The 13228-nt window shown below is 58.0% G+C and carries 13 protein-coding genes; 2 read left to right on the forward strand and 11 right to left on the reverse strand.

The genetic code is table 11. From position 1 onward, the window contains the following. Positions 1-199: 199 nt before the first annotated feature. Positions 200-1315 (forward strand): DUF2336 domain-containing protein, encoded by a 1116-nt coding sequence (locus AC2A6O_RS06835; RefSeq protein WP_498926254.1) that lies wholly within the window; start codon positions 200-202, stop codon positions 1313-1315. Positions 1316-1487: 172 nt separating this feature from the next. Here AC2A6O_RS06835 and AC2A6O_RS06840 read toward each other — a convergent pair whose 3' ends face one another. The 3 genes from AC2A6O_RS06840 to fliI all read right to left on the reverse strand — a co-directional run bounded on the left by AC2A6O_RS06840 (position 1488) and on the right by fliI (position 3892). Next, the gene (locus AC2A6O_RS06840; protein WP_148582899.1) at positions 1488-1922 is read right to left on the reverse strand and encodes a paraquat-inducible protein A; all 435 of its coding nucleotides are present in this window, start codon (positions 1920-1922) and stop codon (positions 1488-1490) included. Positions 1923-2130: 208 nt separating this feature from the next. Next, on the reverse strand, positions 2131-2538 hold the full coding sequence (gene fliJ, locus AC2A6O_RS06845) for a flagellar export protein FliJ (protein WP_006932052.1): 408 nt from the start codon (positions 2536-2538) through the stop codon (positions 2131-2133). Positions 2539-2566: 28 nt separating this feature from the next. After that, positions 2567-3892: a flagellar protein export ATPase FliI gene (gene fliI / locus AC2A6O_RS06850; protein ID WP_148582900.1), complete on the reverse strand. Its 1326-nt coding sequence runs from the start codon at positions 3890-3892 to the stop codon at positions 2567-2569. 372 nt (positions 3893-4264) lie between these two features. Here fliI and ctrA point away from each other — a divergent pair, with 372 nt between their 5' ends. Next, positions 4265-4957: a response regulator transcription factor CtrA gene (gene ctrA / locus AC2A6O_RS06855; protein ID WP_148582901.1), complete on the forward strand. Its 693-nt coding sequence runs from the start codon at positions 4265-4267 to the stop codon at positions 4955-4957. Between the two features lie 22 nt (positions 4958-4979). Here the strand turns inward: ctrA and AC2A6O_RS06860 are convergent, their stop codons facing one another. From AC2A6O_RS06860 to chpT, 8 genes are all read right to left on the reverse strand, one after another. Then, complete coding sequence (locus AC2A6O_RS06860) at positions 4980-5189, reverse strand: hypothetical protein (protein WP_498926255.1); 210 nt, start codon at positions 5187-5189, stop codon at positions 4980-4982. A gap of 49 nt (positions 5190-5238) precedes the next feature. Next, positions 5239-6210 carry an MBL fold metallo-hydrolase gene (locus tag AC2A6O_RS06865; RefSeq protein ID WP_148582902.1) on the reverse strand — a complete coding sequence of 324 codons (972 nt, stop codon included), beginning with the start codon at positions 6208-6210 and terminating at the stop codon, positions 5239-5241. A gap of 323 nt (positions 6211-6533) precedes the next feature. Further along, positions 6534-7418 carry a CheR family methyltransferase gene (locus tag AC2A6O_RS06870; RefSeq protein WP_148582903.1) on the reverse strand — a complete coding sequence of 295 codons (885 nt, stop codon included), beginning with the start codon at positions 7416-7418 and terminating at the stop codon, positions 6534-6536. Next, complete coding sequence (locus tag AC2A6O_RS06875; RefSeq protein ID WP_148582904.1) at positions 7415-8638, reverse strand: protein-glutamate methylesterase/protein-glutamine glutaminase; 1224 nt, start codon at positions 8636-8638, stop codon at positions 7415-7417. The genes AC2A6O_RS06870 and AC2A6O_RS06875 overlap by 4 nt, the downstream gene beginning before the upstream one ends. A 20-nt stretch (positions 8639-8658) precedes the next feature. Beyond that, the gene (locus AC2A6O_RS06880; RefSeq protein WP_006932059.1) at positions 8659-9024 is read right to left on the reverse strand and encodes a response regulator; all 366 of its coding nucleotides are present in this window, start codon (positions 9022-9024) and stop codon (positions 8659-8661) included. Between the two features lie 36 nt (positions 9025-9060). Next, on the reverse strand, positions 9061-9552 hold the full coding sequence (locus AC2A6O_RS06885; RefSeq protein ID WP_148582905.1) for a chemotaxis protein CheW: 492 nt from the start codon (positions 9550-9552) through the stop codon (positions 9061-9063). Beyond that, positions 9549-12335: a hybrid sensor histidine kinase/response regulator gene (locus AC2A6O_RS06890; RefSeq protein ID WP_498926256.1), complete on the reverse strand. Its 2787-nt coding sequence runs from the start codon at positions 12333-12335 to the stop codon at positions 9549-9551. The genes AC2A6O_RS06885 and AC2A6O_RS06890 overlap by 4 nt, the downstream gene beginning before the upstream one ends. Before the next feature lie 134 nt (positions 12336-12469). Then, positions 12470-13114 carry a histidine phosphotransferase ChpT gene (gene chpT / locus AC2A6O_RS06895; RefSeq protein ID WP_148583100.1) on the reverse strand — a complete coding sequence of 215 codons (645 nt, stop codon included), beginning with the start codon at positions 13112-13114 and terminating at the stop codon, positions 12470-12472. Positions 13115-13228 lie beyond the last annotated feature (114 nt).

The following is a 13228-nucleotide window of genomic DNA, read 5'->3' on the forward strand; positions in this document are numbered from 1 at the left end:
GCCTGTGGAAATTTTTAATTATTATTACGGAATGCAAGTTGACCGAGTAGTAAGCGGTCAACCAATTCCAGCAGAAGTAGAGTTTCACTGGAAATCTGGAAAAGATCTCGCACTAACGCAAGGTAATATGCCACGCTCGGACTATCGGGTAACGTAATAATAACGATGTGGGCGCCAATCTGGCCGTGGAGGAGGAAGGATGCCCAGGTCCTTGATCAAGCTCGCCCTGGAAGGCACCGAGGACGCGCGGCGAAGGCTGTTCGCGCAGGTGAGCGAACTCGTGATCTCGAACCTGGAAGAGCGGACTGATCGGGAACTTGCGATCTTCTCCGAAGTGATCATCAAGCTCTACAGCGTCGGCACCCCGAAAGACCGGGCACAACTGGCGCACAAACTGGCGTCACACGTCAACACGCCGCCGGAACTTGCCCGCAAGATCGCTGAAGACGATGTCAATGTGTGCATGCCGCTGCTCGCCCAAAGCCCGGCACTGACCCAGGACGACCTGATCGATTTCGTTGAACGGCTGAGCAACGCCCACCTGCAGGTGATCGCGCGCCGCACAGACCTCTCCACTGAGGTTTCCGATGCCATTGCCGAAAAAGGCGACCGACCGGTACACCGTATTCTGGTTGGCAACCGCGAGATCAAGCTGTCACGGGATACGATGCTCTCTTTCGTCAAATATGCCACGGAAGATGTGGTCCTGCGTGAAGACCTTTGCCTGCGCTCCGATCTTTCCCCGGCGGTTTGCCGGGCCCTGCTGCCACTCGTCAATGACGAAACCAAGAAGCGGCTGCGCAGCATTATCGAAGGCTCCCTGTCGCAGGAACAACTCGACCAGATCGCAAGGCTGAAAGTGCTGCGCCGGGAATTCGGCGACACGCTGAACAATGCCGATATGGCCTTGCTGTGGCGGGAAGCCGAGCGCGCGGACATCACCATGAATGAACTGATGATCCTGCTTTTGCAGGATGGTCGCTTCAATCACGCGATCGAACTGCTCAGCGCACGCGGGCGAACAGCCCAGAAGGCTCTCAAGGATGCAGTCTTCAACGGCAAGAAGGATGTGGTTTTGAGAACAGCTGCGAAAGCCGGCCTCGACACCCCGACCTTTGCCCTGTTCGCCAAAGTCCGCTGCGACCACATGAAGATCCCGGCGGCACAGGCGTCCGAATGGACCGTGAACTACAAGAAACATCTCGAAAGCGCGGCGCAAGACAGACAGTCGCGCTGCGGTGACTTTCAGGCAAACCGGCGGGACAAAAAAACAAGAACCGCTATTGACCGGACAGCGAGCACTGCGGCGGTGTAGCAATAAATACGGCTGACGGAGACCAGCACAGCAAACTGGGGTGGCCACCCAGATTCTCCGGACTGAAGACCGGCCATGACGACACCAGCCTCAAGAAGCCGCGCTTTTCAGAGCGGTCACACCGATGGGCGCCGACTTGGTGCTTACCGAAGGGTTCGGATCGGGTGGGATCTCAGCTTCTTGAGCAAAGCGTCGCGGCAATTGCCGTCGACAGGGTCGCGACGGCATAGAACCACAGTCCCGGCAAAATGGCGGCCGCAGCCAACCCGCTTGTCTTGGCCGCGAACAGGACCAGCGCCACCAGCATGACATCCAGCATAGACCACTTGCTGACCATCGACAGCAGGGCCAGCGACCGGGTCTTTGCGCCGCTGAGCACAGCCACATGGATCAACAGGATCTTCAGTGCGGGAAATCCGATCGAGAACAGCGCCACGATCGCTGCGAGAACGGCATCGCCCTCATAGTAGAGGCTCGTCACCATTTCGATCAGCGTAGGACGGTCTTCCAGAAAATAGAGACGTTCGAACCGCATCAGCGGCTGGGTCAGTCCGAGAGCAAACGAAAATGTGGAAACCGGAAGCAGGAAAGCCAGAAATAATCGCATAGAACCTGCCGTACCCTGGCTATGGCTTGAACTTGAAAGGAGACCTGCGCCCGGCAAGGCCGGGAGGAGCTGTATTCCCTATATCACCCGGATCGGGAAGCACAAAACCTGACCGCCGCAAGCAACGATCAGGTATATAAGAACATCCATCCAAAGCCGCCAGCCCCCTGTTGGGGACCAGCCGTTGCAGGGGAAGGTTTGAGGGCCGCTAGCGCCCGCGTGCCCGCGCGGCGACCTCGTCGAGCAGATCCTGCTCCGCCATTTCCTGGGCGGTGCGTTCGCGCTGCTGGTCTCGCTCTTCAAGCTGCTCGAACTTTTTCAGTTCTTCAATCGCCTCGCTAAGCTCGTCCCGGGCGCGTTGAAGCTGATCGTCCAGTTCATGCGCGGAATTGCGCAGATTGTCGCGTCGGTCCGCGGCCGCCTTGGCGAACGTCGGATAGGCAAAATGTGTGACATCCGTAATACCCACCCGTTCCTGCTCCGACCGAATCTGGTCGTCGAGCTCATCGGCCATACGGTTGAACTCGGCGATCATGCTCTCGATCTGAGCAAGCTGTCGCCGCTTTTCGTCAACCTGAAACCGCTTCAAACGGATCAAACTGTCTCGGGTTTTCATTACTCAATACTCCCCTAACTTGGGCAGTTTACCCCTGAGTCATTTCCAAAAGGTTGGCAAGTTGCTCATACCCGTCAGAAAGTGATGTCGCTTCGTCTTTTCCCTGATTGAGAAATTCGTCGATCATGTCGAACCTGTAAATGGCCTCATCCACAGTCGGGTCCGATCCCTTTCGGTAAGCGCCAAGCCGGATCAGTTCTTCCATGTCGGTATAGGTCGACAGAAGCTGGCGGGCCCGACGCAAGATCGGGAGTTGCTCCGGTGGCACACAGCGCGGCATGGTCCGGGAGACGGATTTCAGCACGTTGATCGCCGGATAGCGACCGCGCTCGGCGATACCGCGTTCCATCACCACGTGACCATCGAGAATACCGCGAACCGCATCGGCCACGGGCTCGTTGTGATTGTCCCCTTCCACCAGGACGGTAAAGAGACCGGTGATCGATCCGCTGTTCTCCTTGCCGGGACCGGCCCGCTCCAGAAGGCGCGGAAGTTCGGTGAACACCGTTGGCGTGTATCCCTTGGAGGTCGGCGGCTCGCCGATAGACAGGCCGATCTCGCGCTGCGCCATTGCGAATCGGGTCACCGAATCCATCATGCACAGAACGTTTTTGCCTTCATCGCGAAAATGCTCTGCCACCGTCATGGTCAGATAAGCAGCCTGCCGGCGCATCAGAACACTTTCATCGGAGGTCGCGACCACCACGACGGATCGCTCCAGCCCCGCCTCGCCCAGATCGTCCTCGATGAACTCCTGAACCTCGCGGCCGCGCTCCCCGATAAGACCGATCACCGCGACATCGCATTTGGTATTGCGTGCCAGCATGGACATCAGCACGGACTTGCCGACGCCCGACCCGGCGAAAATGCCCATCCGCTGCCCCTCACAACACGTTACGAATGTATTAAGCGCGCGGACGCCGAGATCCAGAGGGGGCCCAACTCGTTTACGTTCTGAGGCCGGCGGAGGCGAACTTCGCAATTTGCGAGGCACTCCGCCATGAACAAGGCCTCCTTTACCATCAATCGGTTCACCAAGTGCGTTAATGACTCGGCCCAGCCACGCATTGGCCGGATGCACCACGCTGTCGCGCGCCTGAATCACCGCTTTGCAGCCCATTCGCACACCTTCCAGCCCGGAAAACGGCATGCAAAGCGCGTGTCCTTCGCGAAAACCAACAACCTCCGCGGGAACTTTCGGGTTATCCTCACCGTTATCGATTAATAATCTCGAGCCGACACTCATTTCATGAATAGGCCCTGCGATCTCGACGAGAAGCCCCTGAACCGCAGTAACCCGGCCATAAATCTCGGTCGGCATGAGCGAATCAATCTCGGCGAAAAGCGCCTTCACGTAAGATTCCTTTCCTCGTTAACGGATTTGGTAACCGATCGTTTACGACTCTGGTTAATCTTAACCTTTGGAAGGCTGACAAGCGAGAGCCATTTCGAAGTCAAAACGGCTTTGTTGAAAGGAATCTGAACGGAATCGGTTAGCGCCGGTTCTTAAAGTTCAACATTAAGATTTGTGAATCCGGATTTTTTTTGGGGATTCAACAAGTTGACTGTTGTTCACAGTTTCCTCTCTCCAGAGCTTGCCGTTACGAATCATATTTTGTTAACCATTAACCGGTAGCTTTGAGTCGGGGTTAACATCAGTCCTTCGTAGCAGGCACCGACAGAGCCGTTGCGACTTGCCCAGGAAAGGCAGAACAAGGGGATTGGCATGCGTGTATTGTTGATTGAGGATGATAGCGCCACGGCGCAGAGCATCGAGTTGATGCTGAAGTCCGAGAACTTCAACGTCTACACGACAGATCTTGGCGAGGAAGGTATCGACCTCGGCAAACTGTACGATTATGACATCATAATGTTGGATTTGAACCTGCCGGACATGTCCGGTTACGAGGTTCTCCGGACGCTCCGCGTTTCAAAGGTCAAGACACCGATCCTGATCCTTTCCGGCAACGCGGGCATTGAAGACAAGGTTCGTGGCCTCGGCTTCGGCGCAGACGATTACATGACCAAGCCGTTCCACAAGGATGAGCTTGTCGCACGTATCCACGCAATCGTCCGCCGCTCCAAGGGCCATGCGCAATCGGTGATTGTCACCGGCGACCTGAAGGTCAACCTGGACACCAAGACCGTCGAAGTCGGCGGCCAGCGCGTCCATCTGACCGGCAAGGAATACCAGATGCTGGAGCTTCTCTCCCTTCGCAAGGGAACGACGCTCACCAAGGAGATGTTCCTGAACCATCTCTACGGCGGCATGGACGAGCCGGAACTGAAGATCATCGACGTGTTCATCTGTAAGCTTCGCAAGAAGCTGGCAGCTGCAACTTCCGGCAAGAACTACATCGAAACGGTGTGGGGCCGTGGCTACGTGCTGCGCGAGCCGGATGTCGAAGTAGCCGCCTGATCTGACATCGAATGTAGACGTTTTAAAGCCCCGGCCTTTGTGCCGGGGCTTTTGTTTTGACCGCAAGACGTTGGGCAGCAAGACAGCCGGTGCTGGCCGGCGCCGGCACCCCGCCGGGGCTCTCCTCCAAAGTGATCCGCCCCTGGCGGTTACCCATCCGCATGTGATGCACCGTTGCCCGTGCCACCGGCACTGTCACGACAGCCCCGGCGACCAGGAGGGATTGGACCATCCGGCTTACGCCCCGGCTACATCCCCCTCCTGAGATCGCCTGAACGGGATCAGAGCTGCAACTGATAGGACGCCGGAACGTAGCGGAACCCGCTGCCATTGGTCTCCACATATCCGACGGCCGGGAACGGCATGTGATATCCGACGAAGGGGATCTTGTCGGCAGCCAGCATACCGAAGACGGACTTGCGGGTTGCAGCCGCGCCTTCCTTGTCCATGTCGAAGCGAACTTCCCATTCCGGATGCGCCAGAGACCACACATAGTGGTTGGCCGTGTCTGCTGTCACGGCAAGCTGTTTGCCGTCGCTCTCCAGCATGTAGATCATGTGACCGGGCGTGTGCCCTGGGGCAGCCATGGCGGTGACACCGCTTGCCGCGCTGCCACCGTCGTCAAGGAAGGTCATCTTTTCCGCCAGCGGCTTGACATGACTTGCCATCAGCTTGGTGATGCCGTTGGCTTCGGCATCCATCGCTGCCCAGAAGTCATATTCCTTCTGCCCGGTGACATAGCGCGCATTGGCAAAGGTTGGCGAACCGCCCTCCATCAGACCGCTGATGTGATCGGGGTGCATATGTGTCAGTACCACCACATCCACCTGCTCCGGTGTGTATCCCGCGTTTTCCAGCGCAGCGCGCATGTTGCCCCTGCCCGGCCGAGCACCTTCGCCATTGCCGGTATCGAACAGGACCAACTCGCTGCCCGTGTTGACGAGCGTAGGCGTGAAACTGATCTGGAAATTGTCGTCAGGCAGGAAATTTTCGGCATTGGTCTCGGAAAAGGTATCCGCATCCACATTCATGGCGAACGTCTTCTGCGGCTCAGCCAGAGTGACCGCCCCGTCGTGCAATGTCGTGACTTCAAAACCACCCACGGAATAGCGAGCAACCTTTGCCGGCAATGCGGACTGCTTTTCGGCCGCAGCATGAACCACGCTCGTTCCGGCGAGGCTCGCTCCGGCAAGCACACCACCAGCCCCCAGAAGCGCCGCGCGGCGCGTGAGTTCAACTTTGATCTCGGTCATATTCCCACTCCTTGCAATTCCGATGCATACAAAGTCGCCCTGCAATCGAACACGCCTGGTATCCGGCAGAACGCAAAGCTTACGTCGAAGAAGATGGAATGGTTTCAGGTCCAGACAAGACCTGACCGGCATCAGCCGGACGCCCTGCAATATGGAAAAAAATATTATTATTTCAATTACTTATTCGGAAGCGCACAGCAGATCGACACCCCACGCACCTTCACGATGGCGTGAAGGAAAAAGGCGGCCCGCGGCCGCCTTTTGAATTGGATTGCTTTGTTGGGGCCTCATTGCCCTGCCCGCTTTAACGGGCAGACGGGCCTTTAACGCCGCAGCCCCAGACCGCCTCCGGCGGCGAGCCGCGGAGTTGCAGCCGATCCGGTCGTTGCCTGGGCCGCCTGCTTCTTCTGGAAGAGGCCCCGTTTTCCGGCAACAGGCTTGAAGGCATCTGTCAGACCGACCACGGTTTCGGCAGCGCCGAGAACGAGATAGCCGTCGTCCGGCAGGGCTTTTGCCATCCTTCCGAGAATTTCCGTCTTGGTGGCCTGATCGAAGTAGATCAAGACGTTACGGCAGAAGATGATGTCGAACTCACCGAGATGAGTGAAGCTTTCCAGAAGGTTCAGCTTCTTCCACTCGATCATGGCGCGCATGCCGGCATTGATCTGCCACATCTCGCCCTTCTGCTCGAAATACTTCAGCAGCAGCTGGATCGGCAGACCGCGCTGCACCTCGAACTGGCTGTAGAGACCGGCCTTGGCTTTTTCCAGCACTTCGTTGGAAAGGTCCGTCCCCAGGATCCGGGTACGCCAACCAGCCATTTTCGCGGCGTCTTCCTTCAGGCAGATCGCCAGGGAATAAGGCTCCTGACCAGTCGAAGCTGCCGCGCACCAGATCTTGATCTGCTTGCGGCTCGCGCGGCTTTCCAGCAGCGCCGGCAGCATCGTGTCCTTGAAGTGTTCGAACGGGGTCTTGTCGCGGAAGAAGAACGACTCGTTGGTCGTCATCGCTTCAACCACTTCGGTTTCCAGTGCCCGGTTGGTGCCGCGCTGAAGCTGCTGAATCACCGCGCTGAGGGTTTCCAGCTTGGAACTGCGTGCGACCGGCAGAAGACGGCTTTCAACCAGGTACTGCTTGTCGTTGGACAGAACCAGGCCGGAGCGTGTCTTCAGAAAGTTTTTCAGAAACTCGAACTCGCTCGGGGTCATCTCGTGTTCCCCTTCAGAACGCGCGAGATCTTCGGGCCGATCTCCTTCAAGGGTAGAATTTCGCTGCAAACGCCCGTTTGTGCAGCTGCGCCTGGCATACCCCAGACCACGCTGGTGGCTTCGTCCTGCGTAATCACGCTGCCGCCACCCGCTGCAATGGTTTTGACGCCGTCGGCGCCGTCGTGTCCCATCCCGGTCAGGATGACGGCAAGACTTGCCGAACCGAACACCTTGGAGACACTGTCGAACAAAGGGTCGACGGCAGGCTTGCAGAAATTCACGGGAGGTCCGTCCGTCAGCCGGATTTTGGCTGCGCTGCCGTCCTTCTCCACGATCATGTGCTTGCCGCCAGGTGCGACATAGATATTGCCGGGCTTCAGCACTTCGCCATCCTCGCCTTCCTTGGCCGGACGCAGGGCAGCCTTGCCCATATGTTCAGCCAAAATGGCGGTAAAGGTTGGCGGCATGTGCTGGGTGATGACCACCGGCACGTCGTTCATTGCCGTACCCACTTCACGCATGACTTCCTGCAGAGCCTGCGGACCGCCCGTGGACGAGCCGATAGCGAGGATGCGCGGACGCGCGGTTGAATACGGACGGGTCTGGTACCTGACCGCCCCGGCAGCAGCGCCTGCCGGTTGCCCGGCCCCTCGAAAGCTTGCCCGCGTATCGGTTGCAGGGCGCGCAGGGACAGGACTGGCCGACTGTGCGGTGCGGCCGGCGCTGGTTTCAGCACGCATGGTGCGTACCGGCCCACGCATGCGCAGGGCACGCGCACCAAGCGCCTTGACCTTTTCAATCAGCTCGCGGCGGAAATCGACGGAAGTCGTGACCTCGGAGTTCGATTCCGGCTTCGGCACATAGTCCGCAGCCCCCAGCGACAGAGCCTTCAAGCTGATCTCCGCGTTGCGGCGGGTCAGCGTGGAAGCCATGATCACGATGAGATCGCGCTTCTTAGCCAGCATGAGCGGCAAGGCCGTCATGCCATCCATTTCCGGCATCTCGATATCGAGAACGACGACGTCAGGATTGCTTTTTTCGATATCTTCTACAGCAAGCTTGCCGTTGCGGTGCGAGCTGACGACTTTCAGACTTTTGTCTTCACCGAGCCAGCGTGTCAGAAGGCCGCGGATGACGACGGCGTCATCTACAACCATGACCTTGATGGGATCGCTGCCCGGACTCGTGCCCGCAGTTATGCTTCTTTGCGCAAACGCCATTTAGACTGCCCAACTCGAAACTAGATAAGACCGACTTCCTGAAACTTGGCTTCCACGATTTCGCGGTCAAACGGTTTCATGATGTACTCGTTGGCTCCGGCACGGATGGCCCGGGCAATGTGAGCGACATCGTTTTCAGTGGTACAGAATACGACAATCGGGTTTTCACCGCCCTCTTCCGCACGCAGGCTGGTCAGGAATTCAAGACCGTCCATGACGGGCATGTTCCAGTCCAGCAGGATCGCGTCCGGCATTGTCTTGCGACATTCGTCAAGCGCCTGCTGGCCGTCTTCCGCTTCGGTAATCTCGAAATTCATATCCTCGAGTATGCGGCGAGCCACCTTTCGGATGACACTTGAGTCATCGACTACGAGGCACTGTTTCATCAGGCTTAACTCCACTCAGTAGCCATTGTGGCCTTGTTACGCTGCAGCCATGGGTTCGGTGAACATCGCGCCAAGCAGACGGTCGACATCCAGAATGACCATCAGACGGCCGTCCAGGCGATGCACGCCTCCGGAAATCTCGGCCCAGCGGCGGTCCAGGTTCGACGGATTTGGCTCCGCAGATGCGGACGACAGCGTCAGAACCTCACCGACCGTGTCGATGACAAGGCCGTAGCTTTCGTGCTTGTACTCGATGCCAACGGCCATCATCTGACCCTCCTGCAAAGGAGGCAGATGCAGGCGGCGGCGCATGTTGATCGCGGTGACGATGCGTCCGCGAAGGTTCAGGACACCCTGAACCTCGGGAGCGGACATCGGCACGCGTGTCACGCTTTCCGGAACGAACACATCATGTACCTGGGAAATTGGCAGGCCGAACAACTGGCCGCCGATGACCACGGTTACATACTGGATCATGTCACTTGCGGATTTTTGCTCCGCGTTGAGTTTGTGTTCCAGCACAGTCATGCTGCAGCTCCCATTTCACCGGAGAAGACGTCTTTCAGGGCGGCAATCAGGCCCGGACGGTCGAATTTGGCGACATAGTCGTCAAAGCCCGCCTGACGGCCGCGTTCGATCGAAGCCGGCGTCACCATGGACGACAGGGCCAGGATCGGAATGTTGCGGAACCGGGGATCGCGGCGCAGCGATTCACAGAACTCGAAACCGTTGATTTCCGGCATTTCGATGTCACTGACGATCGCATGGAACTTGTCGCCGTTTTCCAGAAGGTCGAACGCCTGATGCGGACCGGTACAGGTGGTCACATCATAGCCGGCCGCCTTCAGAACCGGTGACAGCATGTTGCGGAAGAAGGACGAGTCATCCACAAAGAGAACCTTCTTGGTGAGCGCCTCGATGTCCATTTCCTTGCGCATGAACCAGTCTTCAAAGGCCTGCGGCAGATAGTAGCCAAGATCGATGATCTCGGTTGCTCGTTCCTTGACCACGGCGGAGCCGAGGATGCCAGGACGTTCCGAACCGACTTCGATGTTCATGCGATCCTCGACAATGTCGACGATCTCGTCGACCACGAGGCCCATGGAGCGGCCCGCATCGGAGAACACCAGCATCGGCTGGGTGCCTTCCGTCTTGTGGCAGTCGCCTTCGTTCAGATACACGAGCGGCATGAGAGAGCCGCGGTACTGGACCAGATCCCGGCCGTTTGACCGTTCGATCTTGGAGACTTCGAACTCCTCCAGGCGCGTGACCAGCGACAGTGGCACGGCCTTCGGTTCCGGCGCACCGGCACGGAACAGCAGCAGCGAGATCGAGCTCTGACCCGAAACGGCGCGGCTCTGCAGGTCTTCGTGTTCGTCTTCCTGGTTCTCGGTAACCGCACTCGACGCATGGCTTGCCATGGCACCGGCGATCCCGTTCGGGTCGATGATCATGATCACCGAGCCGTCGCCCAGGATGGTGTTGCCGGAGAACATGCCGAGGTTGCGCAGCATGGTCGACATCGGCTTGACCACGATTTCCTCCGTATGGAAGACACCGTCGACAACCACGCCGAATGTCTGGCTGCCCACCTGCATGACAACGATGAAGCCGTTGTCCGCATCGATGGCCTCGTCCGCGTTTTCGCCCTCATAGATACCGAGGAGCTGGGACAGATGCACCAGTGGCAGCAGCTTGTTGCGCAAGCGCAGAACCGGGGTGTCCTTGATACGCTCTATACGGTGTTCCGAATTGGTCTGTACGCGGACCAGTTCGACAACGGAAAGCTGCGGGATCGCAAACCGGTCGCCGCCGGCTTCGACGATCAGCGTCGAAACGATGGCAAGCGTCAGCGGGATCTTGATGATGAAGCTCGATCCCTTGCCCTGTGTAGAGCGCAGGTCGACCGTACCGCCGATCAGTTCGATGTTGTTGCGAACCACGTCCATGCCGACGCCGCGGCCGGACACGCTGGTGACCTTGGCAGCCGTGGAGAACCCGGCCGCGAAGATGAACTTGTGGATCTGGGCGTCTGTCATCTTGTCGACTTCGGCTTCCGACGCCAGGCCGCGTTCCACGACCTTTGCCTTCACCCTCTCGACGTCGATGCCCTTACCATCATCACGAACTTCGATGATGATGTGGCCGCCTTCATGATAGGCCGCCAGGGTAATGGTACCCTTTTCCGCCTTGCCTGCTGCGCGGCGTTCGTCAGGACGCTCCAGACCATGGTCGGCCGAGTTGCGGACCATGTGCGTGAGCGGGTCCTTGATCATCTCGAGAACCTGGCGGTCCAGTTCGGTATCCGCACCGATCATTTCCAGTTCGATCGGTTTTTCAAGTTCCTGGCTGAGATCGCGAACGATACGCGGCAGCTTCTGCCAGGCGTTGCCGATGGGCTGCATGCGCGTCGCCATGACGCCTTCCTGCAGTTCGGCAGTGACGTTCGACAGGCGCTGCAACGGCACCTTGAATTCGCTGTCCTCGTGGCGGCGCACGATTTCCAGAAGCTGGTTCCGGGTCAGCACCAGTTCGGACACCATGGTCATCAGGTGTTCGAGCGTGTCGACTGCTACGCGGATGCTCTGGTTGGAAACACCACCGCCGGAAGCTTTCTTTTCGCCGCCTTCTCCAGCTGCCTTCGCCTGTGGCTTGGCTGCCACCTTGGCTTCGGCCTTGACCGCAACGGGAGCGGGCTCGGGCTCTTCGACTTCGTCGACGATTTCTTCTGCTTCCGGGACTTCCGGCTCAACGACGTCGACTTCAACTTCGGTTTCGCGGAAGGCGCGCTCAAGTTCGTCCAGCGACACTTCGCCCGGACGGAGCGGACGCTCCAGAGCTTGCTCGGCCGAAGCATCCTCTTCAGGCGCTTCCGGCTCGGCATCTGCCACCGGAGCTTCCTCGGCAGCCACACCACCCTTCATGGCAGCGTCAGCTTTCGCGGACATTTCTTCCAGTTGGCCGATCAGCTCACTGTCGTCGCCTTGTGGCTCTTCGCCTTCAGCAGCTTCCAGTTCTCCCAGAATGTCCTTGATCTGATCGATCGAGGTCAGAATGAGGGAAACGGCTTCTTGCGTGACAGGAGCACCGTCGCGGAATTTCCCCATGAGGGTTTCAGCCGCGTGCGCAATACCTTCAAGGCGGGGAAGGCCCAGGAAGCCACAGGTGCCCTTGATAGTGTGCACCAAGCGGAAAATGTTATCTAGGATAGTGGCGTTGTTCGGTTCCTGCTCGAACTTTACGAGCTCAACATCAACAACATCGAGACTCTCATTGGTCTCTGTAATGAATTCCCTGAGGAGGTCGTCCATGGCCTGCTCTCACCCGACTTGTTACTGGTTCCGCACCCCAAAAGGGATGTCTGGACCGAGAAGTCCATGAGAGCTAGGTTGACGGCAAACAGTTAAGATACGCTGAAGCGGATGGAGTCTTTTGAAGGGCTTTTTTATTCTGCCAGAAGAGCCGTTATTTTTACCAACTCTTCTTGTTTATCTATCGTTAATACCATTCCGCATTCGCGGGCCAGCAGCAACGTGTAGATTGGCTGTACGGAATGCGCATCGACCCGCTCGGGCTCTTCGCCACTAAGGGTTTCCTTCATTCCGAGAGGAATACGCGGATTGAGACCGCTGGCCTGGAGCGTGAAGGTGGGCGATTGCGGGTCGCCTTCCATTTCAACCTTGATTTCGCCCCCGCGCGGAACGCACTGGTTGGCGATAAGGATCAAATTAAGAAGTAGTTTTACGTAATTTTTCGGCATCAGGTGCCGGGACAATTGCCAATTTAAGTCGGATTTTTCATTTTCCATGAACCCGCTCGCAACGACCTGAGCATCCCCAAGGTCGATCTCGGCACCTGCGGAGCCGGCTGCCCCGAAGGCAAGACGGGCGAACTGCAGTTTGGCCGAAGCCTGGCGTGCGCTTTTGCGGATGAGGTCCATGGCGAATTCGCGCATGTCCTCCGACCCTTCCTCGTCCAGCACTTCCAACCCGTTGGTTATCGCACCGACAGGCGAAATGATGTCATGGCAGACGCGGCTGGCCACCAGGGCGGCAAGATCAAGAGAGGAAAGCTCTTTAAGTGCAGACATGGCGTTTTGAGGCTCTTCTTGAGGAGGCTGCGGAAACTGATTCGACATAGTGGACGCAAGCGTTACACATCCTCGCGGCGGCTGCCAAGACAACGGTGGGCCGCAATCCGTATC

Source organism: Labrenzia sp. ATLA3, assembly GCF_057180185.1.